This is a genomic window from Gilliamella sp. W8126, assembly GCF_016102185.1.
Lineage (GTDB): Bacteria > Pseudomonadota > Gammaproteobacteria > Enterobacterales > Orbaceae > Gilliamella > Gilliamella apis_A.
The window spans coordinates 1-17,885 of the sequence record NZ_JACFPE010000010.1 but is presented as its reverse complement, the minus strand read 5'-3'; the positions used below and the strand labels follow the sequence as shown (position 1 = coordinate 17,885).

Sequence of the window (17,885 nt, the reverse complement as noted above, 5' to 3'; positions counted from 1 at the left end):
AAAAATAGCTTTGCTTTTTATTATAAATTTAATTTCATGCATCTTAAGGAAAGATTGGTATAATAAGCCCATTTAATCGAATAAACAGAAAAGTTATGTCACAATCCACTTATAATGCAGTTGATATTGAGGTCTTAAAAGGGCTCGATCCTGTTCGTCATCGTCCTGGAATGTATACTGACACAGCTCGCCCCAATCATTTAGGGCAAGAGGTGATTGATAATAGTGTCGATGAGGCTATTGCTGGCCATGCTCGCCAAGTGAAAGTAACCCTTTATGAAGACAATTCACTTGAGGTTATTGATGATGGTCGAGGTATGCCTGTTGATATCCATCCTGAAGAAGGCGTACCGGCTATTGAACTATTACTTTGTCGCTTACATGCTGGTGGTAAGTTCTCCAACAAAAACTATCAATTTTCTGGTGGTTTACATGGGGTGGGTATCTCTGTTGTCAATGCCTTATCCAAACGCGTAGAAGTCACCGTAAACCGTGATGGACAAGTTTACCAAATCGCCTTTGAAAATGGTGATAAAGTTGAAGATTTACATGTAATTGGCACCTGTGGCCGACGAAATACTGGTACAAAAGTACGTTTTTGGCCGGATGAAAAATATTTTGATTCACCTCGCTTCTCAGTACCTCGCCTAACTCATTTGCTTAAAGCGAAAGCTGTACTTTGCCCGGGACTGGAAATCATTTTTAAAGACAAAATTAACAGTACTGAGCAACGCTGGTGTTATCAAGACGGTTTAAAAGATTATCTGATAGAGTCAGTTAGTGGTTACACACTATTACCGGAACAACCATTTACTGGTAGCCATACAGGTGAAACAGAAGCGGTTGAATGGGCATTACTTTGGTTACCAGAAGGAGGTGAATTGTTAACTGAAAGTTACGTTAACTTAATTCCTACTGTGCAAGGTGGTACCCATGTCAATGGTTTACGTCAAGGATTACTTGATGCCATGCGTGAATTTTGTGAGTTTCGTAATTTATTACCGCGTGGTTTAAAATTAACCGCCGATGATATTTGGGAACGCTGTGCCTATGTGTTATCAGTAAAAATGCAAGAACCGCAATTTGCCGGTCAGACCAAAGAACGTTTATCATCAAGACAAAGTGCAGCTTTTGTTTCAGCTATTGTTAAAGATGCATTTAGCCTGTGGTTGAATCAAAATGTACAAATTGCCGAATTACTTGCTGAGATGGTAATTTCCAGTGCTCAAAAACGCTTAAGAGCATCCAAAAAAGTCATCCGTAAAAAACTAACCAGTGGTCCAGCTTTACCGGGTAAACTGGCTGACTGTGCATCACAAGATTTAAGTCGCACCGAACTATTTTTAGTCGAAGGTGATTCTGCTGGCGGGTCGGCTAAACAAGCCCGTGATCGTGAATATCAAGCAATTATGCCGTTGAAAGGCAAAATATTAAATACTTGGGAAGTCTCATCTGACGAAGTATTAGGATCGCAAGAAATTCATGATATTTCAGTAGCTATTGGTATTGATCCTGATAGTGATGATTTAAGTCAATTACGCTACGGTAAAATCTGTATTTTAGCCGATGCTGACTCAGATGGATTGCATATTGCCACGTTACTGTGCGCACTATTTGTTCGTCACTTTCGAGCCATGGTTGAACATGGACATATTTTTGTCGCCATGCCACCACTGTATCGTATCGATTTAGGCAAAGAAGTTCATTACGCCCTTGATGAAGAAGAAAAAGAAGGGATTTTAGATCAGCTTAAACGTAAAAAAGGTAAGCCAAATGTTCAACGTTTCAAAGGGTTGGGTGAAATGAATCCATTACAACTTCGCGAAACCACAATGGATCCTAACACCCGTAGATTAGTTCAGTTATCACTAGATAATGCCGAAGAAACAATGGCATTAATGGATATGTTACTGGCGAAAAAACGTGCCGAAGATCGCCGAGAATGGTTACAAGAAAAAGGTGACCAAGTTGAACTTGATGTCTAATATACAGAATAATTTAGAGGAACAATAATGAGTGAAATAACTCATGACGGAGTAGAAGTTCAGTCGCTACGAACATTTACCGAAAGCGCCTATTTAAACTACTCAATGTATGTCATTATGGATCGCGCATTGCCGTTTATTGGCGATGGCTTAAAACCAGTACAACGTCGCATTGTTTATGCAATGTCAGAATTAGGACTAAATGCTCAAGCAAAATTTAAAAAATCAGCCCGTACTGTCGGTGACGTTTTAGGTAAATACCATCCTCATGGTGATATTGCCTGTTATGAAGCAATGGTATTAATGGCGCAACCGTTTTCTTATCGATATCCATTAGTTGATGGGCAAGGAAACTGGGGGGCACCCGATGATCCAAAATCATTTGCTGCAATGCGTTATACCGAATCACGTTTATCAAAATATGCCGAATTATTGTTAGGTGAGTTAGGACAAGGCACTGTTGACTATACGCCAAATTTTGATGGTACATTACAAGAGCCAAAAATGTTGCCAGCTAGATTGCCGAATATCTTATTAAACGGTACTACCGGTATTGCGGTAGGTATGGCAACCGATATTCCACCTCATAACATTCGTGAAGTGGCGAATGCAGCTATTATGTTAGCTGATAATCCAAAAGCAACACTTAGCGAAGTGATGGAGCACATAAAAGGCCCTGACTTCCCAACAGAAGCAGAGATTATTACCTCTCCGGAAGATATCGCCAAAATTTATAAAACTGGCCGTGGCTCAATACGTATGCGAGCAGTTTGGAAAAAAGAAGATGGCGACATTGTTATTACTGATCTGCCACATCAAGTTTCTGGTGCTAAAATTTTAGAGCAAATTGCTAGCCAAATGCGCGCTAAAAAACTACCGTTAATTGAAGACTTACGTGACGAATCCGATCACGAAAATCCGACTCGTCTGGTTATTGTGCCACGTTCTAATCGTGTGGATCTAGAGCAAGTAATGAATCATCTATTTGCCACTACTGATCTAGAAAAAAGTTATCGTGTTAATATGAACATGATTGGACTAGATAATCGTCCATCTGTTAAAGGATTGGTTGAAATCCTAACTGAATGGTTAGAATATCGACGCATTACCGTAACCCGTCGCTTAAATTATCGCTTAGATAAAATACTAAAAAGACTACATATTTTAGATGGTTTATTAATTGCCTTCCTAAATATTGATGAAGTAATTGAAATCATTCGTCATGAAGATGACCCAAAAGCAGAATTAATTCAGAGATTTGCCTTAAGCGAAACACAAGCTGAAGCTATCTTAGAATTAAAACTCCGCCATTTAGCTAAACTAGAAGAAATTCGTATCAAAGGTGAACAAGCCGAACTGGCTAAAGAGCGAGATCAACTGCAAGCATTATTAGCTTCACCAAGAAAGTTAAGTAATTTAATCAAAAAAGAGCTACAAGCTGATGCTGAAAAATATGGTGATGAACGTCGTTCACCAATTGTCGAACGCAGTGAAGCCAAAGCAATTACTGAACAAGAGTTAATCCCTTCTGAACCAGTTACAATCGTATTATCAGAAATGGGTTGGGTCAGAGCTGCTAAAGGCCATGATATCGATCCTGTAGGATTAAGTTATAAAGCAGGTGATACTTTTAAAACCGCAGCAAAAGGTAAAAGTAATCAACCAGTGGTATTTATCGATTCAACTGGTCGCAGTTACGCTATTGAGCCAAGTACATTACCATCAGCTAGAGGACAAGGCGAACCTCTTACTGGTAAACTGGCATTACCAGCTGGAGCAACCATTGAACATGTATTGATGTCAGGCAATGAACAACAAAAATTCTTACTTGCATCGAGTGCTGGATACGGTTTTATCTGTCAATTTAATGATTTAATTGCGCGCAACCGTAATGGTAAAGCAGTGATTAATTTATCTAAAGATGCAGATGTATTAGCACCAATAGAGATTTTATCAGAAGAAAGCTTGCTGTTATCAATTACTAAAGCAGGAAGAATGCTGATATTCCCAGTAAAAGATTTACCAGAATTATCTAAAGGTAAAGGCAATAAAATTATTTCACTCTCTGGTAGCGATGATAGCCTAGCTTATATGATGTTGATAACACCAGAAACATCTATAACTCTATATGTTGGTAAACGCAAACTTACACTTTATCCAGCTGATTTACAAAAATTTAGAGCGGAGCGTGCTCGTAAAGGCACATCATTACCACGTGGATTGCAAAAAATAGATCGAATTGAGGTAAACGAATAATATGTCTTTGATCTGGTCCGTTATTACCGGTTTAATACTGAATTCAGTATTAAAATCTGGGTGGGGATTTATACTCGGATTATTTATTGGCCCAATGCTATATCAAGCATTTGGCAATAAATTGACTGAGAAAAGGACACAATCTAATCCAAACTTATACTTAACGGTTGTTTTTGAAGTATTAGGACATTTAAGTAAAGCTAAAGGGGTTGTTACTCGTGATGATATTAATCTTGCTCGGCAAGTTATGGATCGACTCCAACTTGATGCGACAAGTCGTCAATTAGCGCAAGAATCATTCAATCGTGGTAAAGCGAGTGATTACCCACTTCGATCACGATTAAGTGAGTTATATCACCAATATCGTTATCGACGTAATGTCTTAAATATCTTTTGTGAACAATTAATTCAAGCTGCTTTAGTTGATGGTCATTTAGATGACAAAGAATCAGAGATTCTTTTCATTGTTGCCGATGAGTTTCGTATTCCACGACCACAAATGGCAATATATATTCAAATGATGATGGGAAGCTTTCATTTCCGTCAAGAATATCAGTACAATCAACAAAACAGTCAACATCAATATCAACAAAATCATAATTATAATGGTTCCCAAAGCAGTACTAGGCAATCAGATTTAGCAAATGCTTATAAAATATTAGGAATAAATTCATCTGCTGAAATTTCTGAAATAAAAAGAGCCTATCGTAAATTAATGAATGAACATCATCCAGACAAATTGGTATCCAAAGGCTTACCAAAAGAGATGTTAGAAGCAGCCAAAAAGCGAGCACAAGAAATTCAAGCTGCTTACGATCTTATAAAATCATCACGTGGCTTTAAATAGAGATTACTATATATGATGCATTGGCGCTCGATTATAAGAATTATCGGTTTATTAATATCACTATTGTCAGTATTTATGTTAATACCTGCACTAGTGGCGTTAATATATCGTGACGGTGCTGGTGCTATTTTTGTTCGTTCATTTTTCGCAGCATTAATTTTAGGTGTGTTATTGTGGTTTCCTAATCGTCATCAACGCCATGAATTAAGTACTCGAGAAGGCTTTTTCATTGTTGTATTATTTTGGGTCGTTTTAGGCACTATTGGCGCATTCCCGTTCCTATTTGATAATCATATCAATCTTAATTTAACCACAGCTTTTTTTGAGTCTTTTTCTGGATTAACAACCACTGGCGCCACTACGATTGTCAATTTGGATCATTTACCCAAAGCGCTACTTTTCTATCGTCAAATGCTGCAATGGTTAGGCGGTATGGGGATCATCGTACTTGCGGTTGCAATTTTACCATTATTAGGAGTCGGGGGTATGCAGCTCTATCGTGCTGAAATTCCTGGTCCTCAAAAAGACAGTAAAATGCGACCACGTATTGCCGAAACAGCAAAAACACTTTGGTCGATTTACATTTTACTCACTACCTTATGTGCAATAAGTTTGTGGTGTGCTGGAATGGATATCTTTGATGCTATTTCACATAGCTTTTCAACGATATCAATGGGTGGTTTTTCGACCCATGATAACAATTTAGCTTATTTTAATAGTGCAACAATTAACTATATTGTTACCTTGTTCCTCATTTTGTCAGGATGTAATTTTGCTCTACATTTTGCTGCGTTAAATGGTATCTCAGTGAAAGTGTATTGGCGTGATCAAGAATTTAGAACCTTTATCTTTATTCTGCTTATCTTAATTATTATCTGCGCTTTAGTGATCTATATTTATCAGCCACAACGCCATCTTAGTGTCGACAAAATTGTTTTACAAGTCGTGTCTGTTTCAGCAACAGTAGGCTTTACCGTCGATGATATTAATACTTGGCCATCGTCATTACCTATCTTTTTATTATGTGCTTCGTTTATTGGTGGCTGTGCTGGTTCTACTGGTGGAGGACTAAAAGTTGTTCGGGTACTACTACTATTTATGCAAGGTTCACGAGAGTTAAAACGACTTATTCACCCTAATGCAATTTATACCTTAAAACTCAATAATCGTGTTGTACCAGAACGTATCATTGAAGCGGTATGGGGATTCTTTTCTGCCTATGCATTAGTATTTTTAGTGAGTTTGTTTATTATTATGGCAACAGGAATTGATGCAACTGACTCATTTTATATCGTTGCTTCATCGCTAAATAATTTAGGCGTTGGCCTTGGTAGTGTCAGTGATAATTTTGCTCATGTCAGTGATATGGTGAAATGGGTCATGGTCGTTGACATGTTATTTGGTCGACTAGAAATATTTACTTTATTAGTTTTATTCACGCCAACATTCTGGCGAAGTTAATTTTTACGCCTAATAAAGGCTTTTAATCAACAATTTTCCATAAAATGGTCAAAAATTTAAATATTTTATTGATTATTTTGCTAATTACAGACAGAATTACTAAGCAGCATGTGCTGTGATCATTAGAGGTAATCACCTGACATATGGAATGGATCATGGATCCTACAATCTGGATTGGTTTATCCACTCTAGTTGTACTTGAAATCGTCCTTGGCATTGATAACATTGTTTTTATTGCCATTCTTGCGGAGAAACTTCCGCCTCAACAACGAGATAAAGCACGCATTACAGGCCTTGCTTTTGCATTAATAACCCGAATATTGTTATTAATGTTTACTGGCTGGTTAGTTACTCTCACCACCCCACTATTTTCTATATCAGGTATTAGTTTCAATGCTCGGCAATTAATTATGTTGCTTGGCGGAATATTTTTGCTGTTTAAAGCAACAATGGAACTCAATGAGCGTTTAGAAGGTGCATCTCACGAAGATGGAAAACCGAAAAAAACCTCACATTTTTGGACTGTTGTTGCACAAATCGTGGTACTTGATGCCGTATTCTCACTTGATTCAGTCATTACTGCAGTGGGAATGGTTGACCATATACCCGTTATGATTATCGCAGTTTGTATCGCCATTGCGATTATGATGGTGGCAAGTAAACCATTAGCCTATTTTGTTAACTCCCATCCAACGATTGTTATTTTATGTTTAAGCTTTTTATTGATGATTGGCTTTAGTTTGGTTGCCGAAGGTTTCGGTTTTGTCATTCCAAAAGGCTATTTATATGCAGCTATCGGCTTCTCGATTATGATTGAATTCTTTAATCAACTAGCCATATTTAACCGTCGAAAAGCATTAAACAAAAAACCTCTACGTGAACGTACCGCCGAAGCTATTTTACATTTACTTAAAGGCGATGCTGAAGAAGATCCCGATAGCCATACCATTGATGTGGTATCTGATAATAATAAAAAAACCTCAGTATTTAATCATCAAGAATTAAACATGGTTGAGCGAGTATTAGGGTTAGCTCAACGTTCAGTAAGCAGTATCATGACATCTCGATTAGATGTTGATATGGTCAATATCAATGATGATCGAGAAGTAATATTAAAAGAAATTTTTGACAATCCTCATTCACGTTTAGTAGTGACTGATAATGCTTCAATTGATGAACCATTAGGTATCATTCAAGTTAATGATCTGTTAAAAGATATTTTACAAAATAAACAACCCTTTGATATTAATTCATTAATCAAACAACCATTAATTTTTCCTGAAACAGTATCTTTACTTGTAGCGCTGGAACAATTCAAAAAAGCCAAAACGCACTTTGCTTTTGTGGTTGATGAATTTGGATCAATGCAAGGTGTGGTGTCAGTGACCGATGTTATTGAAACCATTGCCGGTGACTTTCCAACTGAAGAAGAAGAGATCGATGCTAAACATGACATCCAATGTTTAGATGATGATAGTTGGATTGCAAATGGCTATATCCCAGTAGAAGAATTAGTAAGATTTGTACCGATTCCGATTGATGATAAGCGAGAATATCATACCCTTGCGGGATTATTGATGGAAAAAGCCCAACATCTACTCAATGTTGGTGAAACCATACAGATTGGTGACTATCTATTTGAAGTTGCCGAGATTGAAAGTCATCGGATTTTAAAAGTAAAAATCACTAAAAATAAATTAGCTATTTTGGATAAATAAATTATTGATAATTAATATTTAATTCAATTCACCATAAAATAGCTGAAAATTATGTTAGCGTTAATTTATAGGCATTGTTGATCGCTAATTAAACGTTATTTGTTGTTTAGAATAACGCTTGACCAAAATAAATTACTGGCAATAATAGCGCTGTGCTTTAACGTTTTTTAAAGATATGAAGTAATCACTTTATATCTTTTTTATTTTTACCGTAAATTCACTTCGGTAAAAATAAAGATATAAAATTATATCAAAATGGATCACTATCAACCTAAATTGGGCTTTAATTTATGAATTCACTATTCGAAAAAATCTTTCAATTAAAAGAGAAAAAAACCACCCCTGGTACCGAGTTTATCGCCGGTTGTACCACCTTTTTAACCATGGTTTATATCATCTTTGTTAATCCTTCAATCTTATCTGCAACAGGAATGGATAAATCAGCCGTGTTTGTTCTAACTTGTGTTGTCACCGCTTTTGCGACAATTATGATGGGATTATTTGCCAATCTACCGATTGCTTTAGCGCCTGCCATGGGGCTAAATGTCTTTTTTGCTTACGGAATATGCGGTGCAATGGGCTATTCTTGGCAAGTTGGGATGGGAGCGATATTTTGGGGATCATTGGTCTTTTTTGCATTATCACTATTTAAAGTCCGCCATTGGTTAATCGAACATATTCCACAATGTTTGCGCGCTGGTATTAGCGCTGGCATTGGCTTATTTATTGCCTTTATGGGATTCCAAAATATGGGTATTGTGGTCGCATCACCAGCTACATTACTAACCTTAGGCAATATTTTGTCACTTAAAGTCTTATTAGGTTCGCTTGGATTTTTTATTATCGTTATCCTTGCTACCCGCAATTTTCATGCCGCCGTGTTAGTTTCTATTCTTGTCGTAACCCTACTAGCGCTATGGCTTGATCCAAATATTAGTTATCAAGGAATTGCAGCAGTTCCACCGAGTGTTGGCAGCGTTGTTGGCCATGTTGACCTTGCTGGTTCACTGAATATTGGTATCCTCGGGGTAATCTTTTCAGTAATGATTGTCAGCTTGTTTGATTCATCGGGTACTATTTTAGCTTTAACTGATAAAGCAGGACTTTCTGACGAAAAAGGTCGTTTTCCTAAAATGCGTCAAGCTTTATTAATTGATAGTTTCAGTTCTTCACTTGGTGGGTTATTTGGTACTTCATCTGTATTAACTTACATTGAAAGTTCCGCAGGCATTTCAGTTGGTGGACGTACAGGCTTAACTGCAGTGGTGGTTGGCTTATTATTTTTAATGATGACTTTCTTATCACCTTTAGCACATTTAGTACCACCTTATGCCACATCAGGCGCACTAATTTTTGTTGGTATCTTAATGGTATCAAGTTTAATGAAAGTTAACTGGTCTGATTTAACTGATGCAACACCAGCATTTATTACCGCATTAATGATGCCATTTGCTTTTGCTATTACTGAAGGGGTCGCACTTGGCTTTATCTCTTATGTGATATTAAAAACATTTACTGGTAAATTTAAAGAATTAAATCTTTGTGTGATAGTTTTTGCACTACTGTTTGCTTTAAAATTCATCTTTATCGATCATCATTAATTTCATCAAACTATTTCTACCATTAACATGGTAGAAATAGCTTCTTCCCCCCATACAATTATTTCATCTGAAATTTCAAACAGACTACAACAATCATTTTACCTTCTTTAAACCCTTTATAGAATTTGATCTGCGTCACAAAAAACAAAAAACATAAAATCGCTACAAAATTTAGTAATTGTTGTTGTTGTTAAAACTCATGCATATTGATTACCTGATTTAGCAACGTTTAGTTATCCAGAAAACTTAGTAACCAATATATAGATTTTAAGTTAATTAATGGTATTTAGAGGTACATTATGAGTCAATATTATGAAAAAATAGAAAGAGTTAAATACGAAGGAACACAAACTAATAATCCTTTTGCGTTCAGGCATTACAATCCAGAGCAGATAATTTTAGGAAAAACAATGGCTGAGCACTTACGCTTTTCTATCTGTTATTGGCACACTTTTTGTTGGGCTGGCACCGACATGTTTGGTGCAAATTCATTTAATTATCCGTGGCAAAAAGGGGCTAATCCACTAGCTAATGCCAAAGCAAAGGCAGATATTGCTTTTGAATTTTTTTATAAAATGAATGTTCCTTTTTATGCATTTCATGATGTCGATGTTGCCCCAGAAGGTAATTCAATTCAAGAATACATCTCTAATTTATCCATGATGACGGATATCCTGTTACAAAAGCAACAAGAAACCGGCGTTAATTTATTATGGGGAACCGCTAACTGTTTCACAAATCCAAGATATGCAGCTGGTGCGGCAACCAATCCCGATCCGGAAGTTTTTGCCTGTGCTGCCACTCAAGTTGTCCATGCAATGAATGCTACTCATAAGTTAGGTGGTCAAAATTATGTATTATGGGGTGGTCGGGAAGGTTATGAAACGCTGTTAAATACTAACTTACGCCAAGAACGTGAACAACTCGGTAAATTTATGCAATTAGTTGTCGAAAACAAACACAAGATTGGTTTCAATGGCGCATTATTGATTGAACCAAAACCACAAGAGCCAACCAAACATCAATATGATTATGATGTTGCAACCATTTATGGCTTTTTAAAACAATTCGGCTTAGAAAAGGAAATTAAGGTCAATATTGAAGCAAATCATGCAACACTTGCCGGCCATTCATTTCAACATGAGGTAGCTTCAGCTATTGCCTTAGATATATTTGGTTCACTTGATGCTAATCGAGGTGATCCACAATTGGGATGGGATACAGATCAATTTCCGAATAGTGTCGAGGAAAACACACTAGTTATGTATGAAATATTAAAAAGTGGCGGATTTACCACTGGTGGACTTAACTTTGATGCCAAAATAAGACGACAAAGCATTGATAAATATGATGTATTTCATGGGCATATTGGTGCTATCGATACTATGGCATTATCATTAAAATGTGCAGCGAAAATGATTGAAGATAAACTATTAAATCAAAAAGTGGCTGAGCGTTATGCCGATTGGGACAAAAATTTAGGTAAAGATATTTTACAAGGGAATATGTCCCTACAAGAAATTGCACAATATAGTCTTGTAAATAATCTGCAACCTAAAGCACGTAGCGGTGCACAAGAGCAATTAGAAAATATTGTTAATAAATCTATTTTTGGCTAAAAAAATCATTGTGTATTTACCTATCAGAACTATTATATTTATAGTTCTGATAGCTGCATAATGGAGGCAGATATGTATATTGGTATTGATTTAGGCACTTCTGGTGTCAAAGTAATTTTAATGGATGAAAAACAACGCATTGTGGCGTCAAATACAAAGTCACTCACCGTATCCCGTCCTCACCCATTATGGTCTGAACAAGATCCCCAGCAGTGGTGGCAAGCAACAGATTCAGCACTACAAGAACTTAGCCATCAACATGACTTAACACTAGTCAAAGCAATTGGCTTAAGTGGACAAATGCATGGAGCAGTACTACTAGATAGTTCATCTCAAGTATTAAGGCCTGCAATTTTATGGAATGACGGTCGTTGTGATATTGAATGTCATGAATTAGAGCAATTAGTGCCAAATTCTAGAAAAATTACTGGCAATTTGATGATGGCAGGTTTTACTGCACCCAAAATAAAATGGGTGCAAAAACACGAGCCAGAAATATTTGCCAAAATAGATAAAGTACTTTTACCAAAGGATTATTTACGCTTTAAAATTACAGGCGAATATGCATCAGATATGTCTGATTCTGCTGGCACCATGTGGTTAGATGTTGAAAAACGTGATTGGAACGATCAATTGTTAAATGCTTGTGGTTTAAGTCGACAACATATGCCAACCTTATTTGAAGGCAATCAAATAACGGGTTATGTTACTGATGATATTGCTAAGCGTTGGAATATAAATTCAATTCCAGTTATTGCCGGTGGTGGCGATAATGCTGCCGGTGCTATCGGTGTTGGTCTTTATCAACCAGGACAAGCAATGCTTTCACTTGGTACTTCAGGGGTTTATTTCGCCGTTACTGATCGGTTTATCAGCCAACCTGAACAGGCAATTCATAGCTTTTGCCATGCATTACCTAATCGTTGGCATCTTATGTCGGTTATGTTAAGTTGTGCTTCATGTCTTGATTGGGGATGCCAATTGTTAGACATTAAAGATGTTGCTACATTATTTAGCTTAATAGAAGAACAACCATCTGACGATAAACCGCCAGTCTATTTTTTACCTTATCTATCAGGTGAAAGAACACCGCATAATAACCCTGAAGCTAAAGGCGTATTTTTTGGCTTAACCTATCAACATAATAAAGTCGATTTGGCTAAAGCAATCTTATTAGGTGTGAGTTATGGCCTAGCAGATGGTATAGATGTGGTAAAACAAAGCGGCATTTCACCTGATAAAATTATTGTTATTGGTGGCGGAGCTAGAAGTAAATATTGGCGCCAATTAATTAGCGATATCTCTGGTTATACTATAGTTTATTGTGAGGGTGGCGAAGTTGGTCCCGCTTTAGGCGCCGCTAAACTGGCACAAATCGCTTGTAACCCAGATAGTGATTTAGGGCAATGGTTAGCACCATTACCAACCATTCAAACTCACCAGCCAGATAGGGAAAAACATGAATATTACCAACAACAGCGTGCTATGTTTAGAAACATTTATCAACAATTAAAGCCGCTAATGTCTTGATATTAAAAAGCAGAAGATCTTTTGTAACACTCTTCTGCTTTTTAGCCAGTTAATAAATCTATTTTTTAACTTTATGTTAATTTGATTATAGTAAATTAAGATTGGTAAATTTATTTCTGAAATCCTTCGGTGTCATACCATATAACTTTTTAAATAAAAAGTAAAAATATTGCACTGATGGATAGCCGCATTGCTCAGATATTGCTTGAATCGATAATGGAGATTCAATTAATAGATATTTGGCTCGATTAAACTTCTCTTCATGAATGACCGTGTGAATGGTTTTACCTAATGATGTTTTAAAGCGAAGTTCTAAATTAGAACGAGATATTTGCAATTCCGAAGTCACTTGATCTACTTTAATACCTTTACAAGCATAATCACGGATATAATGAATAGCTTGTATAACATAAGGATCTTGTATTGAACGGTAATCGGTCGAACGACGTTCAATAACTTTTTTCGGTGAAATTAACCGTGGCGAGGTAGAGACCTTTCCTTTATTAAATATTTTTTGCAATAATTTAGCGGCTTCAAATCCCATCTCCTCGGTTCCTTGTTTTACAGTAGATAAGGAAACCATCGATAGATCATTGATTACTTCTTCATTATCTATACCAATTAAGCATAGCTCTTCAGGTATTTTTATTTCAACTCTATTACAAGCTTGTAAAATATGATGGGCTCTAGCATCATTCACGGCAATAATGCCAGTATTAACTGGCAGAGATAATAACCATTTAGAGAGTTTATCTAAGCTATCTTGCCAATTATCAAGAGATGTAGTTGTTCCTTGATAAATAAACCCTTCATAACCCTTTTGACTTACAATTTGCTCAAAAAACTGTTCTCTTACTGCCGCCCAACGACAAGATCGATGTGATGGTAGGCCATAAAAGGCAAATTGATTAATGCCTTTAGAACATAAATGATTAAAAGCACTCTCAATAATCGCAAAATTATCCGCAGCAACATAAGGAACCTTTGGATAACTTGAATTATCATGATGTGAACTACCTACCCCAATTATTGGAATATCAACATTGGTTAGTAGATCTTGAATATCTGGATCATCAAAATTAGCAATAATACCATCGCAATCAAAATGGAAAGCTGTGTTTGTGTCATAACGCATGGTTTCGGAAATATAGATATTCCAGTGAATATTATTCGCTTTTAGAAAATCACCTATTCCTTTAAGGATTTGTCGATCATAAATATTGTTTGCATTAAATAGCAAAACAACTTTGTAACTTTCAACCTGTGTATCTTTCATTGTCACATTTATATATTGATATTAATTTATATCCATCTATTAGGATAAACTAGTACGATAAAAAGCACCAATAAAATAAAAAAATGTATTTTTATTTCGCATTTATTCATGCATAAAAATTATTGATAAATAACATAAAGAACCTGTGCTAATACTTGACATTATAGCTATTGAGGTCTAGAATCTTGCGACCCAAAACTTATATAAATAGGCTTTGGGCTACAGTTATTAATTACGTATCTAAAAAGCAATTTTTAAATTTATTTTAATTAATCAGGAGCTTATTAATGGCAACAATTAATCAGCTGGTACGCAAACCAAGAGCACTAAAGGAAGCGAAAAGTAACGTTCCTGCACTTGAAGCATGCCCGCAAAAACGAGGTGTATGTACACGTGTTTACACCACTACACCTAAAAAACCAAACTCAGCATTACGTAAAGTATGCCGTGTACGTTTAACCAACGGTTTCGAAGTAACTTCTTACATCGGTGGTGAAGGTCATAACTTACAAGAACATAGCGTGATTTTAATCCGCGGTGGTCGTGTTAAAGATTTACCTGGTGTTCGTTATCACACTGTTCGTGGTGCATTAGACTGCGCAGGTGTTAAAGATCGCAAACAAAGCCGTTCTAAATACGGTGTGAAACGACCTAAAGCTTAATGGAACTCCGTTAAGTAAGGCCAAACTATATAAATTCCATATAACTCATTTGAGTTTTGGGTAAACCTGAAAATTTGTAACATATAAACGGAGTATTCCAATGCCACGTCGTCATGTTGTCGGTCAAAGAAAAATTTTACCTGATCCGAAATTCGGTTCAGATTTGCTGGCGAAATTTGTAAATATTTTAATGATAGATGGTAAAAAATCTGTCGCAGAATCAATCGTATATTCAGCTCTTGATAAATTAGCTGAGCGTAGTGGAAAAGACCACTTAGCAGCTTTCGAAGTTGCATTAGATAACGTAAGACCAACTGTAGAAGTTAAGTCTCGTCGCGTTGGTGGTTCTACATACCAAGTTCCTGTTGAAGTGCGTCCTGTTCGTCGTAATGCACTTGCAATGCGTTGGATTGTAGATGCTGCACGTAAACGTGGCGATAAATCAATGGCATTACGCCTAGCGAATGAACTTATGGATGCTTTTGAAAACAAAGGTACCGCTGTGAAAAAACGCGAAGATGTTCATCGTATGGCTGAAGCTAATAGAGCGTTTGCACACTATCGTTGGTAATTTAAGCGCTTATATAAGACGCTTGAAATTAGACTGATAATTAATAGTTATTATCAGTCCCCCAAAAGATATTTTATAAGCAAACGATTCTAAATAGAGGATTAATATGGCTCGTACAACCCCTATAGCACGCTACCGTAATATCGGTATCAGTGCACATATTGACGCAGGTAAAACTACGACAACTGAACGTATTTTGTTTTACACTGGCGTAAGTCACAAAATTGGTGAGGTTCATGATGGTGCAGCTACCATGGACTGGATGGAACAAGAACAAGAACGTGGTATCACTATCACTTCTGCGGCAACTACTGCATTCTGGTCTGGTATGGGTCAACAATTTGAACCACACCGAATCAATATCATCGACACCCCGGGACACGTTGACTTCACAATCGAAGTTGAACGTTCTATGCGTGTTTTAGATGGTGCGGTAATGGTTTACTGTGCGGTTGGCGGTGTTCAACCTCAATCAGAAACAGTATGGCGTCAAGCAAACAAATATAAAGTTCCACGTATCGCTTTCGTAAACAAAATGGACCGTATGGGTGCTAACTTCTTACGTGTTGTTGATCAAATCAAAACTCGTTTAGCCGCTGTACCAGTTCCATTAGTATTACCTATCGGTGCTGAAGAAGGCTTTACTGGTGTAGTTGATTTACTTAAACGTAAAGCAATTAACTGGAATGATGCAGATCAAGGTGTAAGTTTCACTTATGAAGATGTTCCTGCAGATATGGTTGAGCAAGTCGAAGAATGGCGTGCAAACTTAATGGAAGCAGCAGCTGAAGCAAATGAAGAGTTAATGGAAAAATACCTTGGTGGTGAAGAGTTAACTGAAGAAGAAGTTAAATTAGCATTACGTGAACGTGTGCTTGCTAACGAAATCATCTTAGTAACTTGTGGTAGTGCCTTTAAAAACAAAGGTGTTCAATTCATGCTTGATGCAGTAATTGAATATTTACCAGCACCAACAGATGTTCCAGCAATCAAAGGTGAATTACCAAATGGTGAAGCAGCAGAGCGTCATTCAAGTGATGATGAACCATTCTCATCATTAGCATTTAAAATTGCAACTGACCCATTTGTTGGTAACTTAACATTCTTCCGTGTTTACTCTGGTGTAGTAAATTCTGGTGATACTGTTCTTAACTCTGTTAAAGATAAAAAAGAACGTTTTGGTCGTATCGTTCAGATGCACGCTAACAAACGTGAAGAAATTAAAGAAGTTCGCGCAGGTGACATTGCAGCAGCTATCGGTCTTAAAGAGGTAACAACTGGTGATACATTATGTGCTGAAAGTGCTCCAATTATTCTAGAAAGAATGGAGTTCCCAGAGCCGGTAATTTCTGTTGCTGTTGAACCAAAAACTAAAGCTGACCAAGAAAAAATGGGACTTGCTTTAGGTCGACTAGCACAAGAAGATCCTTCATTCCGTGTTCACACCGATGAAGAATCAGGTCAAACAATTATTTCTGGTATGGGTGAGCTTCACTTAGAAATCATCGTTGACCGTATGAAACGTGAATTTAAAGTGGAAGCAAATGTTGGTAAACCGCAAGTTGCTTACCGTGAAACCATTCGCAATGAAGTTGAACAAGAAGGTAAATTTGTTCGTCAGTCTGGTGGTCGTGGTCAATATGGTCATGTATGGTTAAGAATTAAACCATTAGAAGCTGGTGGCGAAGGCTACAAATTCAACAATGAAATTGTTGGTGGTGTGGTTCCTAAAGAATACATCCCTGCAGTTGATAAAGGCTGTCAAGAACAAATGAAAAATGGTGTTCTTGCTGGTTACCCAATTGTTGATGTTGAAGTTACCATCTTTGATGGTTCTTACCATGATGTCGACTCATCAGAAATGGCATTTAAAATTGCCGGTTCAATGGCGTTTAAAGATGGCTTCATGAAAGCTAAACCTGTGCTTTTAGAACCAATCATGAAAGTAGAAGTTGAAACCCCTGAAGATTATATGGGTGACGTTATCGGTGACTTAAACCGTCGTCGTGGTATGATCGAAGGAATGGAAGATACTGCAACTGGTAAAACAGTTAAAGCACAAGTTCCACTTTCAGAAATGTTTGGTTATGCAACTGACCTTCGTTCACAAACACAAGGTCGTGCTTCTTACTCAATGGAGTTCTTGAAGTACAATGAAGCGCCAACCAATATTGCAACTGCAATTATTGAAGCTCGTAAAGCGAAATAATTATTTATATAAATAAGTAACACTTCCCTATTGTTAGGGAAGTGATTTAATAAAGGAACATTAAGATGTCTAAAGAAAAATTTGAACGTACAAAACCCCACGTTAACGTTGGTACAATCGGCCACGTTGACCATGGTAAAACAACTTTAA

The 17,885-nt window shown here is 36.9% G+C and carries 13 protein-coding genes; 12 read left to right on the top strand and 1 reads right to left on the bottom strand.

Annotated features, from left to right (window positions below):
- Positions 1–95: 95 nt before the first annotated feature.
- The 8 genes from parE (at position 96) to xylB (ending at position 13,017) form a co-directional block, all read left to right on the top strand.
- On the top strand, positions 96–1,985 hold the full coding sequence (gene parE, locus H3S74_RS12030) for a DNA topoisomerase IV subunit B (RefSeq protein ID WP_065614146.1): 1,890 nt from the start codon (positions 96–98) through the stop codon (positions 1,983–1,985).
- A gap of 27 nt (positions 1,986–2,012) precedes the next feature.
- Positions 2,013–4,241: a DNA topoisomerase IV subunit A gene (parC, locus tag H3S74_RS12025; RefSeq protein WP_198247969.1), complete on the top strand. Its 2,229-nt coding sequence runs from the start codon at positions 2,013–2,015 to the stop codon at positions 4,239–4,241.
- A 1-nt stretch (position 4,242) separates the two neighbouring features.
- Positions 4,243–5,088: a co-chaperone DjlA gene (gene djlA / locus H3S74_RS12020; protein WP_198247968.1), complete on the top strand. Its 846-nt coding sequence runs from the start codon at positions 4,243–4,245 to the stop codon at positions 5,086–5,088.
- Positions 5,089–5,103: 15 nt separating this feature from the next.
- Entirely contained in the window at positions 5,104–6,549 is a 1,446-nt protein-coding gene (locus H3S74_RS12015; RefSeq protein WP_110448645.1) for a TrkH family potassium uptake protein, read from the top strand.
- A gap of 143 nt (positions 6,550–6,692) precedes the next feature.
- The gene (locus H3S74_RS12010) at positions 6,693–8,267 is read left to right on the top strand and encodes a TerC family protein (protein WP_198247967.1); all 1,575 of its coding nucleotides are present in this window, start codon (positions 6,693–6,695) and stop codon (positions 8,265–8,267) included.
- 290 nt (positions 8,268–8,557) lie between these two features.
- Positions 8,558–9,868 (top strand): NCS2 family permease, encoded by a 1,311-nt coding sequence (locus H3S74_RS12005; RefSeq protein WP_086320145.1) that lies wholly within the window; start codon positions 8,558–8,560, stop codon positions 9,866–9,868.
- 299 nt (positions 9,869–10,167) lie between these two features.
- On the top strand, positions 10,168–11,487 hold the full coding sequence (gene xylA, locus H3S74_RS12000; protein WP_198247966.1) for a xylose isomerase: 1,320 nt from the start codon (positions 10,168–10,170) through the stop codon (positions 11,485–11,487).
- 72 nt (positions 11,488–11,559) lie between these two features.
- Positions 11,560–13,017 (top strand): xylulokinase, encoded by a 1,458-nt coding sequence (gene xylB, locus H3S74_RS11995; protein ID WP_198247965.1) that lies wholly within the window; start codon positions 11,560–11,562, stop codon positions 13,015–13,017.
- Between the two features lie 85 nt (positions 13,018–13,102).
- Here xylB and H3S74_RS11990 read toward each other — a convergent pair whose 3' ends face one another.
- The gene (locus tag H3S74_RS11990; protein ID WP_198247964.1) at positions 13,103–14,293 is read right to left on the bottom strand and encodes a DNA-binding transcriptional regulator; all 1,191 of its coding nucleotides are present in this window, start codon (positions 14,291–14,293) and stop codon (positions 13,103–13,105) included.
- 287 nt (positions 14,294–14,580) lie between these two features.
- Here H3S74_RS11990 and rpsL point away from each other — a divergent pair, with 287 nt between their 5' ends.
- The 4 genes from rpsL to H3S74_RS11970 all read left to right on the top strand — a co-directional run.
- Positions 14,581–14,955: a 30S ribosomal protein S12 gene (gene rpsL / locus H3S74_RS11985; protein ID WP_034883792.1), complete on the top strand. Its 375-nt coding sequence runs from the start codon at positions 14,581–14,583 to the stop codon at positions 14,953–14,955.
- A 100-nt stretch (positions 14,956–15,055) separates the two neighbouring features.
- Positions 15,056–15,526, top strand: coding sequence for a 30S ribosomal protein S7 (gene rpsG, locus H3S74_RS11980; RefSeq protein ID WP_065578189.1), 471 nt, complete (start codon positions 15,056–15,058; stop codon positions 15,524–15,526).
- A gap of 106 nt (positions 15,527–15,632) precedes the next feature.
- Positions 15,633–17,735 (top strand): elongation factor G, encoded by a 2,103-nt coding sequence (gene fusA, locus H3S74_RS11975; protein WP_110448642.1) that lies wholly within the window; start codon positions 15,633–15,635, stop codon positions 17,733–17,735.
- Positions 17,736–17,800: 65 nt separating this feature from the next.
- Positions 17,801–17,885, top strand: an 85-nt coding sequence (locus H3S74_RS11970; protein ID WP_010312103.1) for a GTP-binding protein, incomplete at its 3' end; no start/stop codon positions are given.